Raw genomic sequence first — 25,621 nt, forward strand, 5'->3', positions numbered from 1 at the left:
TGAGTTGTCAGAGACTTTCTTGATGACAATATTGCCAGTGCCTTTTTGTACGGCTTCACTCAAGGTGACAACTAAATCAGCAGCAACTGCAACACTGGTGGCGTTGTCTGCGGGGGTGAAAGTGGCAGCGGTGGGGGCTGTGGTATCAGCGGCGACAGCAGTGGTGAAATTCCAAGCAGTTGCCCCTGTAGTGCCGGCATAATTGTTACCAGCCGAGTCTTTAATCGCCCCGCTAGCAATTTCAACGTAGTAATCAGTACCCTCAACTAAATCCGCTGTGGGATTAACTGTGACTGTACTACCGCTGACGGTGACATTGGCTGAGGTGACATCAATGGTTTCTACCACTGAGTTGTCAGAGACTTTCTTGATGACAATATTGCCAGTGCCTTTTTGTACGGCTTCACTCAAGGTGACAACTAAATCAGCAGCAACTGCAACAGTGGTGGCGTTGTCTGCGGGGGTGAAACTGGCCGCGGTGGGGGCTGTGGTATCAGCGGCGACAGCAGTGGTGAAATTCCAAGCAGTTGCCCCTGTAGTGCCGGCATAATTGTTACCAGCCGAGTCTTTAATCGCCCCGCTAGCAATTTCAACGTAGTAATCAGTACCCTCAACTAAATCCGCTGTGGGATTAACTGTGACTGTACTACCGCTGACGGTGACATTGGCTGAGGTGACATCAATGGTTTCTACCACTGAGTTGTCAGAGACTTTCTTGATGACAATATTGCCAGTGCCTTTTTGTACGGCTTCACTCAAGGTGACAACTAAATCAGCAGCAACTGCAACACTGGTGGCGTTGTCTGCGGGGGTGAAAGTGGCAGCGGTGGGGGCTGTGGTATCAGCCGTGCGCGTCAAAGCAGTGGCCGCTGTATTGTTGTTGCCGGCGGCATCCGTAGCTATATTGGCGGGGATGTTAACTGTAACTGTGCCACTCCCTGTGGGAGTGACGGTGAAGTTGTAGGTGGTGCCGGTGCCACTAAAGCCGCTGACGGTGCCGTTGGTGACGGTGATATCACTGGCGATAAAGTTGGTTGTGCTTTCACTGAAGGTGGCGGTGACGGGAAACGCTGCGGTGACGGTGGCAGCGGCTGCCGAAGTCAGGCTGACGGTGGGAGCAATACTGTCAAAGGTACGGGTTAAGGCGGTGGCGGCGGTGTTGTTATTTCCAGCCGCATCGGTGGCGACCCCAGTAGGGACGTTAACCGTGACAGTTCCTTGACCGGTGGGGGTGACGGTGAAGTTGTAGGTGGTGCCGGTGCCACTAAAGCCGCTGACGGTGCCGTTGGTGACGGTGATATCACTTGCGATAAAGTTGGTTGTGCTTTCACTGAAGGTGGCGGTGACGGGAAACGCTGCGGTGACGGTGGCGGCGGCGCCCGAAGTCAGGCTGACGGTGGGCGGTGTGGTGTCAGCGGTGGTGAAGTTCCAGGCTGTTGCGCCTGTAGTGCCGGCATAATTATTACCAGCTAAGTCTTTAATCGCACCGGCAGCAATTTCAACGTAGTAACCAGTACCTTGCGCTAAATCTGCCACTGGGTTAATGGTGACGGTACTACCAGTAACAGTGACATTTGTGGAGGTAACATTTATAGTTTCCACCACTGAGTTGTCAGAGACTTTCTTGATGACAATATTGCCAGTGCCTTTTTGTACGGCTTCACTCAAGGTGACAACTAAATTAGCAGCAACTGCAATATTAGTGGCGTTATCTGCGGGGGTGAAACTGGCGGCTGTCGGCGGTGTGGTCTCTAAAACACCTGTGGCTCCCAAAACTCCCAGATAATTAGTAGCTAACGAACCCGTCGTTTTAGTGACGGTAATGCTTTGAAGCGTTTTGGCTGGGTTAGGATTGAACCCAAACCCAAATAGGGCAACATCGTTGGCATCATGATAACTTGTTCCAGTTGTATCAAAGCTCCTATCCCTTCCGTCAATCAGATAGTAACTGGAAAATGATTCAGTGGTAATTTCGTTAAACCAGTCGGGAACTGTGGCTGTGGCTGTCCCAGTAGTGCCATCGCTATAGTTAAATGTCACCTGCATCCCAGCGTCGCCATTGGAACTGGTGGCCAACAGGTGGATTTCTGAATACTTATTGGGCGTAACTGCAAAGTTAAAGGATGTGCCGTTAGCTGTGAGGACTTTGGCGTTGTTGCCGTTATTGGTGTTGTTGTAGCCTAGCTGAACGTCGGGATGGTAAGCATTCGTGGCGAAAAAGCCGTTGTCGGGTAAACCGTTCCCATTAGCACCGGCTTTAAATGTGGCAAAGGACTGAGTTATTAGGGTTCCCCCCGAGGAATCCAGTCCGCTCTGTGTCGTGTCTGTGACTCCTCCCGTGTAGTTGATAATGACATCGCCATCGAATACTGATGTGAGGTCAAATTGAACGGCTGTGGCTAAAACACCGGCATAGGTTGCGATCACTTCGCTGGACAAGGCAAGTCCGCCTTCAATTGAACCGGTGGTTTTTTCCAGTTCCCAGTCGCCCCCTAGTGCTGCATTCCCCGTCTTGTCGGTAGATGCTGCCACATCTGCCCCTGTTATTTCACTGAGGCGCTTTACGAAGTTTTCTCCAACTTCTCCGGCTGCTACGTCGCAGCCATAAAGTAGGATATCGCCATTTGCTGTCAGGGCATTTCCCCACTGTTTGAGCTGATTGCTGAAAGTTTCTAGGTTATTCTCATTGAGTACGTCAGCACCGAGTTTTAAACTGCCTTCGCTGCCGTGAGAAACTATATGAACTGCTTCAATATCTTTTTTATCTGCCAAGGCGTTAGTAATTTGGTCGATCGCCCTGGAATTTTCATTTAAAATCACAATTTGAGCGGGATCGATGCCTTGAATCAGGTTTTGATAATCTTGTACAGAGGAGTCAACGAAAATAATTTGCTTGTTCATGGTTGGTACGTTCATAATTGCTGAAATTCTTTATATCTATTGTTTACATTCAAGTGGGGCAGGGGTTGAAACCCCCGCCTCGCTTAAGTCCTCGCTATGAGGACTGAATAATTTATTAGTCGTATTGCTCAAATCAATCGGGCGGTAAAATTGTTAGCCCGTTCCCCTTTTTCACGGGAAATGAACACGGAAAACTCATTGTCTTAGCTCACGGTTTCCAGCATTCGATCGACTTGCGCCCCCAATAGGGGAAGTCATAGCGCTGTAAAACCGGGGATTTTGTCGTAGTAGTGCAGCCAGTAAAGTAGAGCCTGAGCGGGGTAGTCCTGATATGAAGTAGGCTTTCACTGCCCTCCCGTGGGAATGAATGCCTTTAGCTTAGATGCAACTTTAATGTATCCCCCTAAAGACATATCTTTTATAGCATATTTTTATTTAACCTTTCGCAACACAACATCCAGGTTTACGATATCTTTACAATCTAGACATCGTGGGTTGGCTTTCCCTATCTCTAATCATTGCTTCGGGCCCCTGCCTCTGTAAAGTCGGAAAAGTCGGATCGTAAAGTCGGAAAAGTCGGATCTTTGTCTTTGTGATGAGTAGATAATAAGGTTTACGATATCTTTACAATCTAGATATCGCTGGGTTAATTACTTAGGTATTTAAACCGGATATCTCAGGAGATATACGCGGATATACGCAGATGAAGAGATGTTATTTGATGAGTTCTTCGAGGGATGGAAAAAGCAATTTTTCTGCGCTCACTTTTTCGCAATCACAAGGCAGTTGACTGGCGGATATTGCTGATACTTTTCCCAGCAGCAATTGGATGCTTTCGATTAGCAATGGTAGAGTTAATAAAATAATTGATGCTGATACTAGCAAGCTAATTAAGCCGTCAGCCCAATTCCAGTGTAGCCACGCTACGGCGATCGCAGCTAAAATTACTCCAACCGACGAAAAAATGTCGGCGACTGCGTGCAAAAAGGCGCTTTTGAGATTCAAGTCGCCGTGACAGCAGGAATGCAAGCAACAAGCATTAATCGAGTTGATGCTTAAACCGACTATGGCGGTAATTAACATCGGGAGTCCTTCTACTTCGGGAGTTGGGGACTGCAAACGGGCGATCGACTCAGCAGCAATCCACAGGGCGATCGCGACTAAACTGATACTATTAATTAAAGCAGCAATGATTTCTCCTCGTTCAGGGATTGACGATTGTGCGATCGTACAATCTACGGATTTACTTTTCCGTTTGACTGAGGAGTACCAAGTCGCTGTCAAAGTTATTGCTAAAGCTGCTACATCTGAAAAAACGTGACCTGCATCTGCTAATAGGGACAAACTATGAGAATTAAGTGCGGCGATTAACTCTGCTACAAAAAAGCTGCTAAGCAGTACCAATGCTGTTTGTAAAAGCCGCACTTTGCCAATTCTGGGATTTATATTCTCGCATTGTGCGATATCCGTGGCGTTTTCAGAGTCAAAATTTTCCCTAACTAGAAATGTCATGCAGCAGTCCTTAAGGTTAAACTCGATTTTAAATTAAACATTAAATTAACTATCAATGACCGATTATATACCAAATCCGAACCAAGATCCGGAAAATTTGATCGCAAATTCCCCAAATTCGGGAATAAACGATCGTCCAATTAGCGAGAATCACGCAAATACTTTGACAGGCGAATCTTTAGTTGATTTGCGCCGCTACGATCAATCAAAGTTCGATCGAGGAAAGCCTAGTTGGGTAATTTTGCTGTGGTGGTTCGTCCAGGCGATCGGATTTCCTCTCACTCCACACCCTTTTAATCGCATCAGAAGGGGGTTGCTGCGGTTATTTGGAGCGAAAATAGGTCGGGGTGTGATCGTTCGCCCCACGGCTCGTTTTACCTATCCTTGGAAAATTGCCATCGGCGATTACAGTTGGATCGGAGATGATGTTGTATTGTACAGTCTCGATCAAATTGCGATCGGCAAACACTGCGTCATTTCTCAAAAAAGCTACCTCTGCACCGGCACTCATGACCCTCAAGACCCAGCCTTTCGCTTAATAACAGCACCTGTGATCATTAATAACGGCGTTTGGATTGCCGCCGACTGCTTCATTGGCCCTGGTTTAGAAATCGGCGCTAACGCTTTAATCGGAGCTCGCAGCAGCGTCTTTAAAAATATGCCTGCAGGCTTTATTTGCACAGGAACACCTTGTCGTCCCCGCTGTCAGCGAGAAATTAACCAAAGTTCGTAAGAAATATTGCACCGGAAAACTAAGCAGCTTTACAAGCTTGCTGCCGAATAGGAATTTCAATGACGAATTCTATTCCCTTTCCTAATCCAGGCTGGCAGTATAATCTGCCCCCATGCTTTTCAACGATAATTTGGTAACTGATAGATAACCCCAACCCAGTTCCTTTACCGATAGGTTTGGTGGTAAAAAAAGGGTCAAATAGTTTCGGTTGTAAAGTTTCGGCAACTCCCCGACCGTTGTCACTAATATGAATAGCAACCCAATTATCGTCAATTACTTTTGTAGAAATTTGAATGCGGTTCGGGTGTTGTTTGATTTCTGCAAAGGAACGCTGCTGATTCGATTCATCTAAAGCATCAATGGCATTGGAAAGAATATTCATGAACACTTGATTTAATTGTCCGGCATGGCATTCTACTGGTGGAAGCTGACCGTAATTTTTTATTAGTTCAATCTCAGGATGCTCGGGTTTTGCTTTTAAACGATGATGCAGGATGGTGAGTGTACTATCAATTCCTTCATGAATATTTACAGCTTTCACGTCTGCCTCATCTAGGCGAGAAAAGATTCGCATAGACTTGACAATTTCCTGGATGCGCTGCGTTCCTAAGTTGATTGAGTTAAGAACTTTGATAAAATCTTCTTCCACAAATTCCAGTTCTATTTCATCCATTGCTGCTTGAATCCGAGGGGTGGGATTTACATAATCTTCTTGATAGAGATGTATTATTTTTAGTAAGTTATGAGCGTACTCTTGGGCATAACCCAGATTGCCAGAAATGAAATTTATAGGGTTGTTTATTTCATGAGCAATCCCAGCCGCCATTTGCCCTAAGCCGGACATTTTCTCGCTTTGGATTAACTTTAGTTGCATTTGTTGTAAATCTTCATATGCTTGGCTAACCTCTAAAACTTTTTGCTCCAATAATGTATTTTTTTCTTCTAACTTCTCAGTTAAAACATGAAGCTTTAAATGCAGCTTGACGCGAGCTAATACTTCTTCCTGTTGGAAAGGTTTGGTAATATAATCTACAGCCCCAAGCTTAAACCCCTCAACTTTATTAGCCGTATCCGAGAGAGCCGTCATAAATATAACGGGAATCTGTTTAGTTTCTGGATTAGCCTGTAATCGACGACAGGTTTCAAATCCATCAATTTCTGGCATCATGACATCTAGCAAGATTAGATCGGGGAGAGCATATTTGACTCGCTCTAGTGCCATTTTGCCAGATTTCGCGACCCGAACTTCAAATCCTTCCTGACTTAAGGCATCAGATAAGACACCCAAGTTGGCTGAATTGTCATCAACTATAAGAATTGTACCATTTGCTTGAATTTCTGAATTCATAAACCTTACTTGTAGGACTGAATAAACGTTAAAATCTCTTCGTCTTGAAAGTCCTTTGCCATCTGATGCAATCTTTTAGCAAATGGAATATATTGGGGATCTATTTCTTCAAGTAATAGCGCCTGCTTAACTATTTCTAGGAAATTTCCTTTCATAGCCAGTTCGTATAGCATTTCCATTTGTGTAGCAGGCGGGGCAATTAGCTCATCGGTGTCTGAGGATCTCGCCTGTGGCTCTTCATTAGCTTCATAAACCCATTCCAAATCAAGATACTGTTGCAATTTTTGCAGGAGTTCTGTTGCCTGAATAGGTTTGGGAATAAAGGTGTTGCCTCCTGCTTCTAAACTTCTGTATTGATCTGTTTCAAATACGCTGGCAGAAGACACAATAATGATGATGTCTTTGAAATTTTCCGATTCTCGAACCCGCTTAATTACCTCGAAGCCATCTAGTTCGGGCATTAATAAGTCGGTAACAATTAAATCGGGCTGCACCTCTATAATTTTTTCCCAGCCTTCCTGCCCATCGTTCGCTTCAAACACCTCAAAGCCGATCGGACTGAGTAAATTGCTAATTACCGAACGGTTAGCCCATTTGTCATCAATAACCACAATCTTAGGTTGGCGGTCTTTGATGCCGATAATCTGCCCGCGATGGTCGATTTGAGATGTTTTCACCCATTCATCGGCTTGAGATAGATGGACATCAAACCAGAAAATACTGCCAACATTCATCTCACTTTGAACCTGAATGGTACTGCCCATTAGTTCTACAATCCTTTTGCTAATTGCCAGTCCCAATCCCGTACCTTCCGTCTGCCGCCTGCGATCGCCTACCTGCTCGAAGGGCTGAAAGATAGCTTGGAGTTGATCCTGTGCAATGCCGGTACCTGTATCGCGTATTTCAAAGCGAATTTTTCCTTCTGTTGCAAAACTGACGATAAAAGTGACACTGCCCTCATCCGTAAATTTAATAGCGTTGCTTAAAAGATTAATTAACACTTGTCGCAAGCGTTTTTCATCCGCACGAATACCGATCGGCAGTTCGGGGCTTGAAGGAAAATGAAAGTGAATTCCCTTAATTTCAGCTCGGATGCGACACATTTCTGCGACACCTTGCAGGAACGCCGGGAAATGAAAATCCGTGGGCATGAGTTCCACTTTCTGTGCTTCAATCTTCGACAAATCGAGAATATCATTGATTAAGGTCAGTAAATGGGAACCGCACTGATAAATGACATCAATGCGCGATCGCTCTTCTTCATTCAAGACTTTGGAACGCTGAAGAATCTGCGCGTACCCCATGATGCCATTAAGCGGAGTCCGCAACTCGTGGCTCATGTTAGCAAGGAATTCACTTTTGGCCCGACTAGCTGCTTCTGCGGCTTCCCTGGCTTTTGCCTGTACGATTTCTGCTTGTTTGCGATCGTGGATATCGGTGCAAGTGCCAATCCACTCCCGGAGGCTGCCATCTTCATTTAGAATTGGCACCCCTCTAGCTTGAAAATAACGATAGTTTCCATCCGCTCTGCAGAGTCGAAATTCCATCTCATACAGGCTGTTGGTTTGCGCTGCTTCCATCCACACCTGAGCCGTTCGTTCGCGATCGTCCGGGTGAATTGCATCTAACCAGCCAAAACCAACCACCTCAGCTTCAGTTTGTCCGGTGTAAGCTCTCAGACTCGGTGTATCTGGGCATCTTCCTTCAGCATCCGCTGTCCAGACAATTTGGGACGTAGCAGCGATGAGCGATCGATAGCGTTCTTCGCTTTGTTTGATCGCATCTTCGGCTTGTTTGCGATCGTGGATATCGGTGCAAGTGCCAACCCACTCCCGAATGCTGCCATCTTCATTCTGAATTGGTACCGCTCTAACTTGAAAATAGCGATAGTTTCCATCTGCTGCACGCATTCGATATTCTATGTCATACAGGCATTTCGTTTGCGCTGCTTCCATCCACACCTGAGCCGTTCGTTCGCGATCGTCCGGGTGAATTGCATCTAACCAGCCAAAACCAACCACTTCGTCTACGGTTTGTCCGGTGTAAGCTCTCCAACTTGGTAGATCCGGGCATCTTCCTTCAGCATCCGATATCCAGACAATTTGGGAGGTGGCAGCGATGAGCGATCGATAGCGTTCTTCGCTTTGTTTTAGAGCATCTTCCGCTTGTTTGCGATCGTGGATATCGCTACAAGTGCCAATCCACTCCTGGAGGCTGCCATCTTCATCCAGAATTGGTACCCCTCTTAGTTGAAAATAACGATAGTTTCCATCCGCTCCCCGGATTCGATATTGTACGTCATACAGGGTTTTCGTTTGCACTGCTTCCATCCACACCTGAGCCGTTCGTTCGCGATCGTCCGGGTGAATTGCATCTAACCAGCCAAAACCATCAGCCATCTCAGCTTCGGTTTGTCCGGTGTAAGCTCTCCAACCCGGCTGATCCACGCATCTTCCTTCAGCATCCGCTGTCCAGACAAGTTGGGACGTAGCAGCGATTAGCGAACGATAGCGTCCTTCGCTTTGTTTGATAGCATCTTCGGCTTGTTTGCGATCGTGGATATCATTGCAAGTACCAACCCACTCGCGGATGTTGCCATTTTCATCAACAATGGGCACTCCCCTACCTTGAAAATAACGATAGTTTCCATCCGTTCCCCGGATTCGATATTCTATGTCAAACAGGCTTTTCGTTTGCACTGCTTCCATCCAAACCTGACTCGTTCGTTCCCGATCGTCCGGATAAATTGGATCTAACCAGCCTAAACCAAGCACTTCAGCTTCAGTTTGACCGGTGTAAGCTCTCCAACTCTGTAGATCCGTACCTCTTCCTTCAGCATCCGTTGCCCAGACGATTTGGGATGTGGCAGCGATTAGCGAACGATAGCGTTCTTCGCTTTGTTTGATAGCATCTTCGGCTTGTTTGCGATCGCTAATGTCATTATTAATTTCGAGTTGGGCACAAGGCTTTCCTTCGCGATCGCGCTGCAATGTCCAGCGACTTGCCACAATAATATGCCGACCATCGCGGGTGGTGTGCTGCAATTCTCCTTCCCAACTTCCCTGCTGGCAAAACTCTTCCAATACGGTTTCTAATGGTTGAGGGAAGACGGTTTCCAAGAATGTATGAATGTACTGCCCGACTACTTCCGCTTTTGTCCAACCATAGAGCTTTTCTGCACCTTGGTTCCAGTAGATGATGCGGTCATCCATATCCCGAATAATGATACTATTGCTGGCTAAGTCGAGTATTTCTAGGGTTTGACGGAGTGTTTGCTCGGCTTGTTTGCGATCGGTAATATCTCGTGATATGGCGATAATGCCGAGGATATTGCCATTAGCATCCAGCCAAGGAGTCTTGGTAGTGAAAAAAGTCGCGGTTTTTTCACCGTCAGAGACATCTTCCTCGTAAGTCTCAGCGATTCCTGCTGCCATAACTTGGCGATCTTTTGCCATAATTGCACGGACACTCTCATGCGGTAGTAATTCCAAATCATCTTTGCCGATGATTTCCTCAATTGGCTTGCCCAGGAAGTTTGCCACATTGGAGTTAACGGCAACATAAAGCCCTTCCCGATCTTTAACGACAATGAAGTCTGGTGTACTTTCCAAAATAGAGTTTAGCAGTGCATTACGATCGCGCATCTGGGCTTCAGCTTGTTTGCGATCGTTAATGTTTCGCGCTATGGCGATAATACCGAGAATATTGCCTTGACCGTCCCGCCAAGCGGCTTTTGTGGTTAAAAAATAATTGCTGCCCTCACCATTTGAAATTTCTTCTTCGTAGGTTTCAGTAGTGCCTGCTTCCATAATCTCCCGGTCTTTTGCCATTATTGGAACGGCGGCCTCCGGGGGCATCAGTTCCGAATCATCTTTACCCACAATCTCCTCTATGGGTTTACCGTCAAAGAAGCAGTTTGCCACAAAGGAATTAAGGGCAACATATCGACCTTCCCGGTCTTTAACAACTATTATGTCTGGCGTACTTTCCAAAATAGAGATCAGCAAGAGGTTGCGATCGCGCAACACAGCTTGCTGTTCGCGCAGAGCTTCTTCAGCTTGTTTGCGATCGGTAATATCTGTATTAGCCCCAACCCATTCCCGAATTGAACCATCCGCGTTCAGAATTGGTACACCACGACAACTCATGTAGCGATATTCCCCGTCATAGCGACGCATACGGAATTCAACTTCATAGAACGATCGATTGGCAACAGCAGTTAACCAGGCAGTGACCATAGACGAGCGATCGTCTGGATGGATAGCGTTGCTTCCACCCGTTCCCTTGTAATCATCAAATGTCTGTCCTGTAAATGCACTCCAAGTAGGTTGCTCGATCGCCATTTCGCCGTCGGCATTGCAGATCCAAATAATTTGAGCGCTGGCTTCGATCAAAGAACGAAATCGTTCTTCACTTTGTTTGAGGATATCTTCTGCGGTTTTGCGATCGCGAATATCCCGCGTAATAGTGGCAATCCCTACCGGTTCATTAGTCTCTGGATGTTTTACCAGAAATAGGGTGTAGTCTACCGCAATGGGTTGACCTGTCACGAAATGTCTGAACCGGTAATCACTCCGCCACCCCCCCTCTTGCATTAGAGTAGGCAGAACACGCTGCTGTACAAAGTCCAAATCTTCTGGCATGAAGAAGTCGGTAATGTGTTTAGTTCTGGCTTCGTCCAAACTACTGAGTCCAACCAAATCCAGACCAGCCTGATTCAGTAGCATCGGGCGACCATCCATTGAGGCAACGCCAATAAAGTCACGGCTGTTCTCGATCGTTGTAGCGAGCAATTGCCGTTCTTCCTCTGCTTTTTTGCGATCGCTAATGTCCCGTGCAATAGTGGAAATAAACTCGACTTCGCCTGTTTCCGTTTTGTGGACGATTAAAACTTGGGAAACTGGAATTTCTTTCCCATCGTGTGACAAAAACACGGTTTCACCAGCCCAGCTACCCTCTCTTAAGGCGGTTGGAAAGACTTCATTTTGGAATTTTGTCGTTGCCGAGGGAGCTAATACAAAATCTACACTAAACGGAGATCGTGCCTCCTCTGGAGGTACCCCCATCATTTTCTGTCCGGCTTTGTTGAGGTAGACGTTATGCCCTGTTGCATCCGCAATCCCTACGAAGTCGGAAGTTGCTTCCAAAATTGCCGTCAGTCTTGCCTGCTTTTGTTCGGCCCGCTTGCGATCGCTAATTTCAATTACAATCCCACCAAGACCAAAAACCAGGCCATTTTCATCCAACAAAGGATAGTAAGATGCTTGCCAGTAGCGCACGATGCCGGGTTCTTTCGGCGTTTCACCCACTAATTCATAGTCGAGAATTGGCTTGCCCGTATCCAGAATGCCTTGCAGCATTGGTTCCACAGTCGGAGCCAATTCTGGCAGCACCTCACGCACTGACCTACCAATATGGTCTGCCACGCAAACGCCATTCATCTGGGCCAAAACTTCGTTAATTTGGACATACCGAAGTTGGCGGTCAAAAATCAGCATCCCGGCGTTAGCACCTGCAAAAAAAGCGTCGAAGTGAGCCTGTCGCAATGCCTGTGCTGTTGTGTTCTCTTGCTGTTGCGGTTGGGTTTTCTCTGGTGGGAATTTGCTCATGTTGGCTCGTGCATTTCAGCTATTATTCTAAAACTTCTTTCCAATGGCGCGATCGCAAGGTTTTCCTTGTTTCCTATTTGGGTACTGAATCAAACGTTCAGTAGGGCGACCATTCGCTTTTCCATCGGCGATAAATGTATCCCTTGCGACAATATTTCCGTTAATTCTTCGGATGTATCGCCAAGCAGTTCCATTGCTCATCAATTCTATTCCTAATCAATCCTATTGGTAGAACCTTGGTGACAACCTAAGCTAGGGAAGCGTTTGTCAATCAGCAATTATGCTCAGCATTTACTCTGTTTTTGGGTGGAGAACTTAGATTTGGGCGATCGAGCAATCATGTCTCGCGCCATATTTATTTCCACCCAACCCCAAACCGTCAATTTTCCACTCCTGAACAAGCAAGTATTTTCAGTAATTTTACTGATTGACAAATGTGATTAAGTTATAGTGGGTCCTCCAGGTCGGTAGAATGCCAAGTATTCTTGGAACGTTATCAATTTTAGCTATATCCGTTAAATTTTCACTTATAAATACACAAAACGCACGCAACTAGCAGAGTAATAGCAATATGTCTCCCACCAGTTAAAGTCATTGTAATACTTGGATATTTGACTTGTCCACTTAAAGAGTCATTCAATAATCCCTGCTTAAGTTGATAACGGGACTTCAAAAAAAATTAGTGGAGAGTATGATAAACTCGAATCGAGTTAATGTTGACTAAAGTTAGCAGAGCGATCGCTTTAATAATAGATGAGTTTGCTCTTGGATCGCGCAAAAGTGGCACACTAACCGCAGGCCTGCGAAGACCAGGTATCCTAAAAATTGGCAATAGGGAGAACTGCGTAGTATGAGGAACCACATCTCTATGTAACGACTTCACTTTTTTTACCCCTAAAAATAGGTTAAAATTTATGATTACGAGTTCAGTATTTTATTTTTACATTGGGTACTGAGGACTTTATTTTTTACTACTCCCCTTAAAAAATGACAACACAAACAACATTAGGGCCTGAATTTAAATTAAATACAATACCAGAAGAAGTATTCACACAGATCTCGCAAATATTTACCGCTACCCTATTTAAAATAGGTGAAAATCCTGTATCCTTGCAGTCACTGGTGGAACTGATTGTATTGTTTATGGCTATCCTTGTGATAGCACGATATTTTACCAACTTTCTTAAGGAACGCTTGCTTGTCAGACTGGGAATTGACGAGGGAAATCGGGAAGCGATAGCAGTAATTATTGGGTACTTAATAGTAGCTTTGGGGGTGATAGTCGCCATCCAAAGCATCGGCTTCAACCTCGCTTCTTTTGCAGTAGTTGCGGGGGGATTGGGAGTCGGAATTGGCTTCGGAATCCAGGATTTAACAACTAATTTTGTCAGTGGCTTAACGCTGCTTTTAGACAGACCGGTGAAAGTCGGAGACTTTGTGGAATTAGAAGGATTAATGGGAATCGTCAAAAAAATATCGATTCGATCGACCATCATCCAAACCACTGAGGACTCTAGCGTTATAGTTCCCAACAGCAAAATGATTAGCAACAAAATTGTTAACTGGAGTTACGAAAACTCGCTACTCTGTCTGCGAGTTCCCATAGAAGTAGCGGAGAATAGTAACCCGCTGTTAGTGACAGAAACTCTGTTAAATATTGCTTACGCAGAAGCGGGAGTTTTGTACGAACCGAATCCGAAAGTATTGTTTGTCGAGTTTGGTGACGATAGTTTTAAATTTGAACTTTTAGTTTGGACGGACAGGCCGACTGAAAGAGAAATAATTAAAAGTTCTTTGAATTTTGCAATTGAATACAATTTCCGCCACCAGAAAATCGAATTTCCCTTCAATGACAGAGAAATTTATTTGCAAAACCCCGAAGTTCTGTTGTCAATGTTCAACAAAAAAGAAACTGCAATTGATCTCCCGAAGAGTTACTCGGAAAATGAGCAGAAACCGCCAATTTTTGCAGAGAAACTGAAAAAGCCATCGTCCCTTAGCTGTTTGCTACGAGAGGTAGAATACTTTGAAAATCTGACTGATCTTGAATTGCGGCAGTTGATTGAAGTTGGATATCGCAAACGGCTGCGACCGCAAGAATTTTTGTTTCACGAAAACGACCCCGGAGATGCTTTTTACATGATTCTTTCAGGTTCAGTAGAAGTTTTTGTAGAAGCTATTGACAAACATCTGAATAACCTAGGTAGTGGTCAGTTTCTCGGAGAACTTTCTTTGATGTTGGGCATCCCCAGAACTGCTTCGGTAAGAGCTTTGGAAGAAACAATTTTGTTTGCCATCAATAAAGAAGGTTTCCAGAAAGTTTTAACTGAACGACCGGATTTATCTGAACAGATTATTAAAGAAATAGTCAAACACGAAGAAGAACTCAGCGAGAGACAGAAATTCTTGCGAGAAATGGAATTAGTAGAGGCAGCAGAAGAGGAGGAAAATCCTGTAGAATGGGTGAGAAAACGGCTAAAAAATCTATTTAGTCTTTGAAATAATTCCTATGACGCGATTTATTCACGATCTCTTTGCCAAAGAATACCTGGAGGAATTGCTGTCGCCGCTCGGAACGGTTAATATCGGCCGCGATGTGACTTCAGAAGTCAGAGAAATCGATGTTTATTTCACTCCCAGCACCGCAATTCCCGAATACTCAGAAACCCTGGGCTTGTTGGGAAAAATGGCAAACACAACGGCAATTTTTGAACCGTTTCGCAATCCTGCCAACGTCAGCGAAATTTGTAGCTGTCTGGGCAAGTTATTGGACGTGCGAGGTGAGTTGGAGCGAAAATTTAGGAGAGAAAATACTCGCTATGATGACGCCCAGTTACCGAAACTGTGGATTTTGATGCCCACAGCATCGAAAGCATTGGTAGATAGCTTTAATGCGATACCAGACACAGAGAATTGGATGCAGGGAATCTATTTTTTGGGTGAATCTTTGCGATCGGCAATTGTAGCGATCCACCAGTTACCAGAAACTCCAGAAACCCTGTGGTTGAGGATTTTGGGCAAAGGGGGAGTGCAGCAAAGGGCTATTTCCCAATTAAGCGCTTTAGCTACAGACGATCCGTTGCGGATTATCGCGCTAGAATTGCTGTATCGGTTACAGTCAAATTTAGTAACCGATGCGCCACAAGAATTAGAGCCAGAAGAGCGGGAGTTAATTATGGCCATTGCACCACTTTTTCAACAACAAATACAAGCAGCACAGCAACAAGCTAGAGAAGAAGGACTAGAACAAGGACTAGAACAGGGACTAGAACAAGGGCTAGAACAGGGACTAGAACGAGGCAGACAAGAACAACAGCGCTTAATCTTAGAAAACTTTCTGCGAGTTAGATTTGGAGAATTAAGTCCAAAAATGACTGTTTTTCTATCTCCAATATCCAAGTTGCAGGCGGCGGAATTTACAGTGCTGTTGCTGGCAATATCGATGCTGACCGTTGATGAAGCTGGGCGGGAAGCAGCGGTTAAATTGTTAGCTGAAAGTGCGTTGCAAATACGATCGCCTGAATTGGGCGATCTTCTGCCTACAGCCGTTACTAATTTATTGGCTTTGCCTGTGACAGAATTGACATTGTTTGTAGAACAACTGCCGCAGTTATCGGCTGAGGAATTGAGGGACAGGTTAGGAAAAACACCTGACTAAAACCTGCGATCGCAGCCATAAAGCGATCTCGCTCTTTATGGCTGCGATCGTTCTCAAATAAAATTCCTAAATTCTGTCGATCGCACTTAGGAATTGGACTGCGGGCCTAAAATCAAGTGCAGCAGAGCGTCGATCAGTCGATCGCGCTCCATAGGGATAATATCTTTGCCGTGCATCATATGCTGCGTTAACTGGAAATATACCACCGATCCAATAAAAATCCGCGCCGTTGCCTCCGGATCGGGCAATTTTAACTCTGGATGCGATGCGAAATATTGAGTAAGCCGCTCAATACCCGGTTTAGCTAAGTTTTTCACAAAAGTCTGCGCTAGCTGGGGAAAACGCCCCGACTCCGCAATCACTAGCCTCACAAAATTCAGGAATTCAGGTTCCTGCGTCACCTGCTCTAATAGATTGGTGGCAACGAATCGCAGCGCTACGGCGGGTTCTTCATCCAAAACTGTAAAATGGACTTTTTCTCGCGCCAGCCGCTGTACCAAGGCCACGAATAATCCTTCTTTATCTGCAAAATAGCTGTAAACCGTGGCTTTGGAAACTCCTCCCGTCTTCGCTACCTTGTCCATACTCGTGCCCGCGTAGCCGTGGGCTAAAAATTCTTGCATCGCACCTTGCAGGATTTGCTCGGTTTTGTCACCTCCTGCTGCGTCTGGTTCGATCGATTTTGTCCTTGCCATACCTTGCTTCTGTAATTTTTATTTAGGATCTTGACATTATTATACTGAACGGTTTAGTATTAAAACATATCAGAACTAAACGGTTTAGTTTTATTTTCTTAAAAGAGGTATGTCATGGTACACCAACCAACAGCAGACAGCTTATCCTCAAATCCATCCCTAGTTAAACAACTCCTAGTTGTGGCAGCACTAGCAACCCTGGCGGCAGGAGGAACCACAGGCTACACGATCTGGCGATCGCGCATACCCGATCCCAACGCAGTAGCAGCAGCAGCATCCGTCGCAGCATCCCAATTAACCCAAGTTACAGCCTTGGGACGACTCGAACCCAGAGGAGAAGTAATTAAAGTCTCCGCCTCCGGTACGGCGGAAGGGAACCGCATCGATCGACTCCTGGTAAAAGAAGGAGACATGGTGAAAACAGGCCAAGCGATCGCAATTTTGGACAGTCGCGATCGCCTGCAAGCCGCCCTCGACCAAGCTCAAGAACAAGTGCGCGTCGCCGAAGCAAATCTAGCAAAAGTGAAAGCCGGAGCCAAAAACGGCGAAATCCAAGCTCAAAAAGCAACTATTAGCCGTTTATCCGCCGATCGCAGCAACGAGATCGCAGCGCAGCAGGCGATCGTCAGCCGCCTAGAAGTCGATCGCAGCACCGAAATAGCAGCGCAACAAGCCACAATTGCCCGCATAAGGGCCGAACAACAAGGGGAAATTCAAACTCAAAAAGCCGCAATTGCCCGCCTACAAGCCGAACTCCGCAACGCCCAAAGCGAGGATCGGCGGTACTCCCAACTCTATGAACAGGGAGCAATTTCCGCCTCAACTAGCGACAGCAAAAGCCTCGCCGCCGAAACAACTCAACAGCAACTCAACGAAGGAAAGGCAAAACTAAATCAAATTCAGCAATCGCGCCAACAGCAGATTAACGAAGCCCAAGCCAAATTAAATCAAATTCAACTATCGCGCCAACAGCAAATTAACGAAGCCCAAGCCAAACTCAGCCAAATTCAGGAATCTCGACAACAGCAGATTAATGAAGCCGTGGCAAATCTCGATCGCATCGCCGAAGTGCGTCCCGTTGACATAGCAGCAGCCGCCGCCGAAGTCAGTTCCGCCACTTCAGCAGCCAAACAAGCCAAAGCCAATCTGGATCTAGCTTACATCCGTGCTCCCAGAGACGCCCAAGTCCTGAAAATTCACACGCATCCGGGGGAAAGGGTAGGAAACGACGGCATTCTCGAACTCGGACAAACTCGCGAGATGCTAGCTGTTGCGGAAATCTACGAAAGCGATGTGGACAAAGTACGCCTCGGACAAACCGCAAAAATTACTAGCGATGCTTTGACCGGCGAATTGCGGGGAACTGTCGAACATATTGGTTTGCAAGTGCAGCGGCAAAACATTGTTAACACCGATCCTTCTGCGAATATTGATAGTCGAATTGTGGAAGTAAAAGTGCGCTTAGATGAAGCTTCCAGCCAGAAAGTAGCGGGATTAACCAATTTGCAAGTCAAAGTGGCGATCGGGGAAATTAAAGATTAATAAGTCTTAAACCGCAGGGTCGCTTTCTTCAATCCAAAATCCAAAATCTAAAATCTAAAATCCTATGCTTGGACTCATAAAACCCTTACAACAATTAAGACGCAGAACTTCCCTCGGATGGCTGCAACTGAGTCACGACAAAGGCCGCATGGCCGTTGCAGTAGCAGGAATTGCCTTTGCTGACGTTTTGATGTTCATGCAGTTAGGCTTTCAAAATGCGCTTTACACCAGCAATACGCGGCTGCATCAAGCCTTGCAAACAGACTTAGTTTTGATTCACCCCCAAGCGCGAAATTTGATTAATTTGTCTTCCTTTCCCAGGCGCAGATTGTATCAAGCAATGAACGTACCGGGCGTGAAATCAGCCGAGCCGCTTTACGTAAAAATTGCTAACTGGAAAAATCCTGAAACTCGGCGCGAAACGTCGCTGATGGTCGTGGGTTTCAATCCCGATCGCCCTGCGTTTGCGCTTCCAGAAGTCAACCAAAATTTGAGCGCGATTAAATTGCCGGATACCGTGTTGTTCGATCGAGCTTCTAGGGGAGAGTACCAAGGGACGATCGCGCAAATTGCTGAAGGCAAAGCCGTTAAAGCTGAGGTAGAGCGACGCACGATTAACGTCAGCGGTTTATTCACAGTTGGAGCATCTTTTGCCGCCGACGGTATTTTGATGACTAGCGATCAAAATTACCTGCGCCTGTTTCCCAGACAAAACGCCGCGAGTGTCAATGCCGGATTAATTCAACTGCAACCGGGTGCTGACCCCATGGAAGTTCAACAAGTTTTGAAAGCATATTTACCGCCGGATGTCAAGGTACTAACCAAACAAGAATTTATCGATTTTGAGAAAAACTATTGGGCTAAGAATACTGCGATCGGCTTTGTATTTAATTTAGGCGTCGCGATGGGTTTTGTCGTTGGTGTGATTATTGTTTATCAAGTTCTCTCAACCGATGTCAGCGACCACATGGGAGAATACGCTACTTTCAAAGCGATGGGCTACCGCAATGTTTATTTACTCGGCATCGTTTTTGAAGAAGCTCTAATTCTTTCCGTCCTCGGTTTTTTGCCAGGAGTAGGAGTCTCTCTCGGACTCTACTCTTTAACTCGCAAAGCTACAAATTTACCTTTGTACATGACGCTGCTTAGAGCATTTATAGTCTTACTTTTGAACGTGATTATGTGCACTATTTCAGGAGCAATTGCCACTCGAAAACTGCAAGCAGCCGACCCGGCAGATATGTTTTAAGGGAAAATGAATCAGAGAGTATGAAAGACTAAAGCCCTGACTAAAAACATATTTTTGTAATCCTTATCTTCTTTTTCCTCTGCCTTGTTGGCGACAAAAGCGGTTTATTAGACTTGAAGTGAAAAAATTCCCAATCTTGAAATTCATCTGCCTTCATCTGCGTTCATCTGCGGTTTGCCTCTTAATCAAAGATTTAGGCAACCTTGTCTCTTAATTAAATCTCAAACCTCAAACCAAGAAGTTATGAATTCTACTACTCTCTACCCAACAACCAACGCATTACAGATTCCTGCACCTGTAGTTTCCGCGCACCAACTCGACCACTACTTCGGTCAAGGTCAACTGCGAAAACAGGTACTTTTTGACATTAATCTCGACATTGAGGCAGGTGAAATCGTGCTGATGACAGGGCCTTCCGGTTCGGGAAAAACTACGCTTTTAACTTTGATTGGCGGACTGAGATCCGGTCAATCGGGAAGTCTCAAAATTCTCGGTCAAGAGATGTGCAAAGCGAGTTCAGACCAATTGGTAAAGGCGCGGCGCAAAATTGGCTATATTTTTCAGGCGCACAATTTACACCGCAGTTTGACGGCGCTGCAAAACGTGCAGATGGGTTTGGAAGTTCACGGGAATTTGTCGCGTTCCCAAATGCGCGATCGCTCTGCAAAAATGCTAGAGTTAGTAGGACTGGAACAGCGAATTAACTATTATCCAGATGATTTGTCGGGAGGACAGAAACAAAGAGTTGCGATCGCCCGCGCTTTGGTCAGTCAACCACAAATTGTTCTAGCTGACGAACCAACAGCGGCCCTGGACAGCAAATCCGGTCGCGAAGTGGTGAATTTGATGCAGCAACTTGCCAAAGAACAGGGTTGTACTATTTTGTTAGTAACCCACGATAACCGAATTTTGGATATTGCCGATCGCATCGTTCACATGGAAGATGGAAAATTAGCCTAATTTTTAAATTTCTGAAGAATAGACATCACCCATAACTCCCTCATTTTCAATTTTGGATGTTAAAATTTAATCCAAAATTGCCCAACCCCAATCTAAACTCGTCCTGGGACTGTTCACTAATTGCTAACAACCAATCCTGGGCGGTCAATCCCCAAATTTTTATGATACATGGCTTCGAGTGTGGGCATAGACGATTCCACAGAACCACCATAACGGCGAAAAGATGGCCAGATGTAAGCGAGTTTTCTGACTGCTGACTCTAATCGACCCGCTTCTATATCTTCTAAGGCACCTTTTTCTCGGATTAACTCTATAGCCATCAAATCTTGATTTTCTGGGCTGAAATCGCGGACGCCAAATTTTTTGGCAAATCTGTCCCAAGTGGTGCTGAGAAACTGATATCGCCCCGCTGCATCGGAACAGAGTTTTTTACGGTAACGACGGCCGCACCTCATTTCTCTGGGATGATCTTGAAAGCTGACAAATTTCGTGCCGGTGTACTGGGTGCGGTAGCCGTCGGGGCTAGCGGTTCCTTCGGCGGCTGCTATGGTGTCGAGAAAGGCTTTGACTCGACGTTCGGGCCCGATGCTATCGAGTCTGCTATCCTGTCTGGGAACTGGTGAATTCACGGTTGCAGCTTCGGGCGATCGATCGCGCTCGATGTTATCCTCTCCTTTGTCTGGTGAATCGATCGCCGCAACTTCCTGCAGGCGTTTCGGGGCGGGCGAGCTTTCTGCCGAGACCGCTGGTCCCCACAGCAGCCTCGGCGTCATTCGACCTAAGAAAAAGCACAAACAGATTAAGAAACCCCAAGAGAGTTGAAAACGAAGGCGTTTGGAGCGGTTTCGGCGCAGAACCGGCCACCGGTGAAGGGGGAGTGTTGCGGGCAAAATTTTCGTTTGCTGGCCGAAGGCGAACAGCGATTTCAGCGCTACCAAGGTTTGCTTGTAAAAACGTGGTGGAAGTTTCCGAGCTCTCATCGCTGTGGCGAAAGTCTCGACCTCTGTCAGAGTAACTTGTGCCAGCGGTTTTGCGACAAACACTCGAAAATGGTTAGCCGCCTGCCAGCTAAAGTGCCGGTTGCGGGGGGATTGGCGATTTACCCACAGGCGAATTAGCTCCATGTCTGACATAGGGAGCAGGTGGCGTCCCAGATCTTTTGATGCGTACAAGAGTACCTCCTGATATCACTTCTAGTTGAAGGTTCCCAGCTATAACGGATGAGTGAAACAGGGATCAATGGAAACTGGCTTCAACCATACTAAGTGATACTACTAAGCGCTCACGGGGTCAAGCTCAAGGGCCGATTGTTCGAGCAGTTGAGTGTAAAGTTGACTAAGTTGGGAGGCGATACCGTCCCAACGGAAATAGGTTTCGACGCGCTGGCGGGCTGTGTGTCCGAGTTGCTGGCGCCATAGTGAGTCAAGTAACAAGCGATCGATCGCCTCGGCAAAGGCTGCTTCATTTTTCGGCGGGGCGAGCAAACCTGTTTGTTGCGGCACTACAGTATATTTCAGCCCTCCTACGTCGGAGGCGATTACGGGCGTGCCGCAGGCCATCGCTTCAATGGCGACTAAACCGAAGGGTTCGTAGTGGCTGGGAACGACGCACACATCGGCGGCGGCGTAGTAGCCAGGGAGAATGTCTCTGCTCAAGGCGCCGGGAAAACTGGTAATGTCGCTCAGCCCGAGTTCTTCAACGATGCTGCCCATACGATCGCGCTCTTTACCGTCGCTTTCCCCCGCACGCCATCCGCCGCCAATAATGAGTTTTAAATCGGCTTTGGGCACTGCCGAAAGACTGACGGCGCGGACTAAGGTTTCGATGCCCTTGGGGGGGTCAAAACGGCCGACGTACAACACGACTTTGGTTTCGGGGGCTATGCCCAAGTGGCGGCGGGCGGTCGATCGGGCGATCGAGCCGAACCGTTCAGTGTCGGTACCGCAGGGAATGATGTCAATATTGCCTTTTAAGGAAACCAGAGACCTCATGTGTTCTTTTTCTTGGGGACTGGTAGCCACCACGCGATCGGCTGTTTCCAAAAGTGTTTTTTCGACTTGCAGCCTGGTTTTGGCAATCATCGGAATTGTCGAAACCGACTTGTATTTAACTGCTGCCAAAGAATGGTAAGTGTGAACTTGCTGCAGAGGTTGCGATTTTTTCAACTCCATTCCCACCCAAGAAGACAGCCAGTAATTCGTGTGAACTAAGGGATATTGAAAGCCTGATTCTAACTGAAACTTCTGAAATTCTTGAACAAAGATTGGTAAATATTCGTATAGTTCGTCGCGGGGAATAAATTCTTGTGGCCCGGCTACTAGCCGAATTGTCCGGCAATTGGGACTGTGCTCTACAATCCTTGCTTGTTGCCGATCGGATGAGCGGGTGAACATATCAACTTGCCACCCCTGTGTAGCCAGAGCTTCGCCTACTTGACGCACGTAAACATTTTCCCCGTCCGCTTCTTCTTTGCCAATTTCTACAGAGGGATCACCCTGTACTGAGATGAGAGCGAGGATTTTTTTATTTAATGAAACCATGATTGTTTACCAAAATTTAAATATATTTTCTAAGAAGATTAAAAGTGCAATTTTGGCTGCTGCGCCGGGACTGGAATCTTCTAGCTAATTTGTATTAAAGTGAAACTGGGGGATCGATAAATCATCCTTCAGGGATAAGTTCCAGGAAAAAATTCACAGACGACTTCCTTCTGCTGACAGAGACGTGCAGCAGCTCAAACTCTAGATAATCAAAATATAAATGAACGAGGGTGAAGGGAATTTTCCGTATTCTGGCCGCTGTCAAACTCGCACCTTTTAGCTATCTATAACTCGAGCCTGCTTTCAGCTTGCTGCTAGAGATGCGAGGTCAGCAGAAGGTAGAATTTTACCCCTCTGAATAAATAACTCGGGCTTTCGAGAAAGCAGAAGTCGGTCGTCCCAAAGACCGAAGGTTACAGGGCAAGCGAAAAAAAAAGCAAAGTTATTGCTTTCAAAATTTTTCTTTCGTTCCGCCTTGCACCTTCTGCCTTTTTCCCTCTTGCTTCTTGCTTATTGTGTCAAACCCGGAGTGCGAGTTTAACCTCAAATTTCCCGTTTGTATAATGTTAAGAGTTCTTCCGATGTTTGCGTGGGGAGGATTCACCGTTTTCGCTGTTGAGGATATTGTTTCGCGAACCAGGCATTCTGGAACCGTATCGGTTAGTCCAAACTTGGGTAAACTCGGCACCTAAGAAGAGAATTTGAGCGGAATAATTAATCCAAAGCAGGATAATCACGAACGAACCCGCAGCACCGTAGGTAGAGGCGATACCGCTACCTCCGAGGTAAACTCCAATTATGGATTTGCCGATCGTAAACAGCACTGAGGTGATGGCGGCGCCGATCCAAACATCATTCCAGGCAAGATGGACATCGGGCAAAAGTTTGTAAATTAAGGCAAAAAGCAGCGTAACTACGCCAAAGGAGATAGCAAAGTCCACAATCTGCCAAATGTTGATTGGTAATTGCAGCAAGCCGTTCAACCAATAGCTGACGGCGGCTAAAATGGCACTAATTACTAAAGATACTAGCAGTAGAAAGCCTATGCCTAAAATCATTGCAAAAGACAATACGCGGTCTTGCAGAAATCCCCAGATTCCTCGTCCGGGAGGCGGTGAAACATTCCAAATAGTATTGAGGGCTTCTTTAAGATTAGTAAACACGTTGGAAGCACCCCACAAAAGTGTAGCGATGCCGATTAAAGTAGCAATCATTCCCGACTTTGGTTCGGAGGCTTTGAGGATTAGTTCTTGGACGGTTTGGGCGCCTTCTTTGCCGATTAAACTTTGGAGTTGGGCGACGATTTGACCTTGGGCTGCGTCTGCACCAAAGACTAAACCGGCGATCGCAATTACGATAATTAGCAGCGGGGCGAGGGAGAAGACTGTGTAATAGGCTAGGGCGGCGGCTAAGGTTGGCGCTTTATCTTCTTGCCATTCAGTAAAAGTTTGTTTGAGCAGCGATATGACTGTTTTTAAGTTCACGGTCTTTGGTTTCCTTATACTTATCGTCCAAGGGATCTTAATAGGTTAAGAGTTTTTTAGCCTCAGCCACAAGATAGATTTATCGATTAGCAAATTCAGAAGATTACTTTTATGTCTGATTCCAACACAACTGTTAACACCACCGATATAACATTGTCCAAAAAAGCAATTTCTTGGGCAAAATTCAGCGCCCTAGTAGCGCTGGTCAATTTTTTGCTGGTACTTTTCCATTTCAGTTACCTTCAGTTGCGGCCTGTTTATGAGAGCTATTTTCCAGGTTTAGTTAAAATTTATGACCCGATTAAAGGCATTGATTCAAGTTTACAAAATCCAGAATATTTGAAAAGCGCTGACCAGTTTTGGCGAATTGATGCGTTGTTTATCGGTTTTTTTGGGGCGGAATTTTTGATTAAAAGTCTGTTCCATACGCGCCGCAAACCGGGGGTAACTTGGTTTGATTTTGTGCTGAGGCGCTGGTACGAGGTGTTTCTGGTGATACCGATTTGGCAGGGGTGGCGGATTCTGCCGGTATTGGTGCGGCTTCACAAGTCGGGTTTGGTGAATCTCGATCGCGTAGTTGCTCAAGTTACCTACGAACCGGTGGCTTATTTAGCCAATACGATCTCGGAATACATGATGGTGCGGTTTATCAATCAAGCTAAAAGTTCGATCAAACAGGGCGACGCGGCGCAGATGTTGCTGGCGCAGCAGCCGTACCTTCATGTCAATCAGGAAAATACGATCGAACAAATTACCAAGCGGATTTTGGATCTGACAATTTACAAAGTTTTGCCGCAGGTGCAACCGGATTTGGAAGAATTGCTGCACCACAATTTGGAAACAACAATCAAACAGTCGGATTTCTATCAAATCCTACAAACTATCTCTCCTATTAACATTTTGCCGACCGAGATGACGGAACAGCTAGCAAGTTATTTGACTCAAACTGCTGTGGATGTGGTATCTACTACTTATGAAGACGATAAAGGTAGAAAAATTCTCGATAATTTCAGCCAAGAATTTAATCAAAGTTTGCGGCGGGAATTGCAAGATGAGAAAACTCTCGGGGAATTGCAGTCGCTGCTGTCGGATTTGTTGGAAGAAGTGAAGTTGAATTACATTCAAGGCGGGTTGAAGTCCGATCCGGTGCAGACTTTTACAGAAATTAACTCGCTCCGGGGAGTAAGGGAAAGTTGATACAGCAATGAGTTCCGGTGTTGTCAATTAGATTTTTTTAACGAACCGATGAAACTCGCCTTAGCCCTATTATGGCGAAGGATGATAAGAGAAGAGAAAGAGTTTACAAGTTCTACGGGTAAGGTGCGCCTCCTCGGCGCACCTACGAATAAGAGTAGTGGGGATATCCGAAATCTCGGGGGATAAACCTATC

The 25,621-nt window shown here is 46.0% G+C and carries 18 protein-coding genes; 8 read left to right on the forward strand and 10 right to left on the reverse strand.

Features of this window, described 5'->3' with window-relative positions; all coding sequences use genetic code 11:
- From QUA77_RS13900 to QUA77_RS13905, 3 genes are all read right to left on the reverse strand, one after another.
- Positions 1-2,916, reverse strand: a 2,916-nt coding sequence (locus QUA77_RS13900; RefSeq protein WP_333450630.1) for an Ig-like domain-containing protein, incomplete at its 3' end; no start/stop codon positions are given.
- A gap of 180 nt (positions 2,917-3,096) precedes the next feature.
- Positions 3,097-3,249, reverse strand: coding sequence for a sulfotransferase (locus tag QUA77_RS29310; protein WP_445302077.1), 153 nt, complete (start codon positions 3,247-3,249; stop codon positions 3,097-3,099).
- Positions 3,250-3,615: 366 nt separating this feature from the next.
- Positions 3,616-4,413, reverse strand: coding sequence for a cation diffusion facilitator family transporter (locus tag QUA77_RS13905; protein ID WP_333450632.1), 798 nt, complete (start codon positions 4,411-4,413; stop codon positions 3,616-3,618).
- A gap of 55 nt (positions 4,414-4,468) precedes the next feature.
- On the opposite strand from QUA77_RS13905, the gene hpsU reads away from it, so the two are divergent.
- Positions 4,469-5,146 (forward strand): hormogonium polysaccharide biosynthesis acetyltransferase HpsU, encoded by a 678-nt coding sequence (hpsU, locus tag QUA77_RS13910; RefSeq protein ID WP_333450634.1) that lies wholly within the window; start codon positions 4,469-4,471, stop codon positions 5,144-5,146.
- 19 nt (positions 5,147-5,165) lie between these two features.
- On the opposite strand, the gene QUA77_RS13915 is transcribed toward hpsU, so the two are convergent.
- The 3 genes from QUA77_RS13915 to QUA77_RS13925 are packed head-to-tail and all read right to left on the reverse strand — an operon-like array spanning position 5,166 to position 12,304.
- Positions 5,166-6,494: a response regulator gene (locus QUA77_RS13915; protein ID WP_333059642.1), complete on the reverse strand. Its 1,329-nt coding sequence runs from the start codon at positions 6,492-6,494 to the stop codon at positions 5,166-5,168.
- Between the two features lie 5 nt (positions 6,495-6,499).
- On the reverse strand, positions 6,500-12,103 hold the full coding sequence (locus tag QUA77_RS13920) for a PAS domain S-box protein (RefSeq protein WP_333450636.1): 5,604 nt from the start codon (positions 12,101-12,103) through the stop codon (positions 6,500-6,502).
- A gap of 27 nt (positions 12,104-12,130) precedes the next feature.
- On the reverse strand, positions 12,131-12,304 hold the full coding sequence (locus QUA77_RS13925) for a hypothetical protein (protein WP_333450638.1): 174 nt from the start codon (positions 12,302-12,304) through the stop codon (positions 12,131-12,133).
- 63 nt (positions 12,305-12,367) lie between these two features.
- Here QUA77_RS13925 and QUA77_RS13930 point away from each other — a divergent pair, with 63 nt between their 5' ends.
- From QUA77_RS13930 to QUA77_RS13940, 3 genes are all read left to right on the forward strand, one after another.
- On the forward strand, positions 12,368-12,547 hold the full coding sequence (locus QUA77_RS13930) for a hypothetical protein (RefSeq protein ID WP_333450640.1): 180 nt from the start codon (positions 12,368-12,370) through the stop codon (positions 12,545-12,547).
- A 543-nt stretch (positions 12,548-13,090) separates the two neighbouring features.
- Positions 13,091-14,602 carry a mechanosensitive ion channel domain-containing protein gene (locus QUA77_RS13935; protein ID WP_333450642.1) on the forward strand — a complete coding sequence of 504 codons (1,512 nt, stop codon included), beginning with the start codon at positions 13,091-13,093 and terminating at the stop codon, positions 14,600-14,602.
- A 10-nt stretch (positions 14,603-14,612) separates the two neighbouring features.
- Entirely contained in the window at positions 14,613-15,761 is a 1,149-nt protein-coding gene (locus QUA77_RS13940; protein ID WP_333040522.1) for a flagellar assembly protein H, read from the forward strand.
- 86 nt (positions 15,762-15,847) lie between these two features.
- On the opposite strand, the gene QUA77_RS13945 is transcribed toward QUA77_RS13940, so the two are convergent.
- Entirely contained in the window at positions 15,848-16,456 is a 609-nt protein-coding gene (locus QUA77_RS13945; RefSeq protein ID WP_333450644.1) for a TetR/AcrR family transcriptional regulator, read from the reverse strand.
- Positions 16,457-16,570: 114 nt separating this feature from the next.
- Between QUA77_RS13945 and QUA77_RS13950 the strand changes: the two genes are divergently transcribed.
- From QUA77_RS13950 to QUA77_RS13960, 3 genes are all read left to right on the forward strand, one after another.
- Positions 16,571-17,998, forward strand: a complete 1,428-nt coding sequence (locus QUA77_RS13950; protein WP_333450646.1) for an HlyD family efflux transporter periplasmic adaptor subunit — start codon at positions 16,571-16,573, stop codon at positions 17,996-17,998.
- 64 nt (positions 17,999-18,062) lie between these two features.
- Positions 18,063-19,247: an ABC transporter permease DevC gene (gene devC, locus QUA77_RS13955; protein ID WP_333040527.1), complete on the forward strand. Its 1,185-nt coding sequence runs from the start codon at positions 18,063-18,065 to the stop codon at positions 19,245-19,247.
- Positions 19,248-19,490: 243 nt separating this feature from the next.
- Positions 19,491-20,207, forward strand: coding sequence for a DevA family ABC transporter ATP-binding protein (locus tag QUA77_RS13960; protein ID WP_333450647.1), 717 nt, complete (start codon positions 19,491-19,493; stop codon positions 20,205-20,207).
- A 116-nt stretch (positions 20,208-20,323) separates the two neighbouring features.
- Here the strand turns inward: QUA77_RS13960 and QUA77_RS13965 are convergent, their stop codons facing one another.
- From QUA77_RS13965 to QUA77_RS13975, 3 genes are all read right to left on the reverse strand, one after another.
- Positions 20,324-21,379, reverse strand: a complete 1,056-nt coding sequence (locus QUA77_RS13965) for a glycoside hydrolase family 104 protein (RefSeq protein ID WP_333450649.1) — start codon at positions 21,377-21,379, stop codon at positions 20,324-20,326.
- Between the two features lie 102 nt (positions 21,380-21,481).
- Complete coding sequence (locus QUA77_RS13970; RefSeq protein ID WP_333450651.1) at positions 21,482-22,747, reverse strand: glycosyltransferase; 1,266 nt, start codon at positions 22,745-22,747, stop codon at positions 21,482-21,484.
- A gap of 566 nt (positions 22,748-23,313) precedes the next feature.
- On the reverse strand, positions 23,314-24,231 hold the full coding sequence (locus QUA77_RS13975; protein WP_333040534.1) for a YihY/virulence factor BrkB family protein: 918 nt from the start codon (positions 24,229-24,231) through the stop codon (positions 23,314-23,316).
- Positions 24,232-24,342: 111 nt separating this feature from the next.
- Here QUA77_RS13975 and QUA77_RS13980 point away from each other — a divergent pair, with 111 nt between their 5' ends.
- The gene (locus tag QUA77_RS13980) at positions 24,343-25,428 is read left to right on the forward strand and encodes a hypothetical protein (protein WP_333450653.1); all 1,086 of its coding nucleotides are present in this window, start codon (positions 24,343-24,345) and stop codon (positions 25,426-25,428) included.
- Positions 25,429-25,621: the final 193 nt, after the last annotated feature.

It is taken from the genome of Microcoleus sp. K5-D4 (genome assembly GCF_036704575.1).
In the GTDB taxonomy this organism is placed as follows: Bacteria; Cyanobacteriota; Cyanobacteriia; order Cyanobacteriales; family Microcoleaceae; genus Microcoleus.

Coding starts and splice junctions, on each gene's coding strand:
- QUA77_RS13920 (WP_333450636.1), bottom strand. CDS start 12,103: ATGAGCAAATTCCCACCAGAGAAAACCCAACCGCAACAGCAAGAGAAC.
- QUA77_RS13980 (WP_333450653.1), top strand. CDS start 24,343: ATGTCTGATTCCAACACAACTGTTAACACCACCGATATAACATTGTCC.
- QUA77_RS13970 (WP_333450651.1), bottom strand. CDS start 22,747: ATGGTTTCATTAAATAAAAAAATCCTCGCTCTCATCTCAGTACAGGGT.
- QUA77_RS13905 (WP_333450632.1), bottom strand. CDS start 4,413: ATGACATTTCTAGTTAGGGAAAATTTTGACTCTGAAAACGCCACGGAT.
- devC (WP_333040527.1), top strand. CDS start 18,063: ATGCTTGGACTCATAAAACCCTTACAACAATTAAGACGCAGAACTTCC.
- QUA77_RS13940 (WP_333040522.1), top strand. CDS start 14,613: ATGACGCGATTTATTCACGATCTCTTTGCCAAAGAATACCTGGAGGAA.
- QUA77_RS13945 (WP_333450644.1), bottom strand. CDS start 16,456: ATGGCAAGGACAAAATCGATCGAACCAGACGCAGCAGGAGGTGACAAA.
- QUA77_RS13915 (WP_333059642.1), bottom strand. CDS start 6,494: ATGAATTCAGAAATTCAAGCAAATGGTACAATTCTTATAGTTGATGAC.
- hpsU (WP_333450634.1), top strand. CDS start 4,469: ATGACCGATTATATACCAAATCCGAACCAAGATCCGGAAAATTTGATC.
- QUA77_RS13935 (WP_333450642.1), top strand. CDS start 13,091: ATGACAACACAAACAACATTAGGGCCTGAATTTAAATTAAATACAATA.
- QUA77_RS13960 (WP_333450647.1), top strand. CDS start 19,491: ATGAATTCTACTACTCTCTACCCAACAACCAACGCATTACAGATTCCT.
- QUA77_RS13950 (WP_333450646.1), top strand. CDS start 16,571: ATGGTACACCAACCAACAGCAGACAGCTTATCCTCAAATCCATCCCTA.
- QUA77_RS13925 (WP_333450638.1), bottom strand. CDS start 12,304: ATGAGCAATGGAACTGCTTGGCGATACATCCGAAGAATTAACGGAAAT.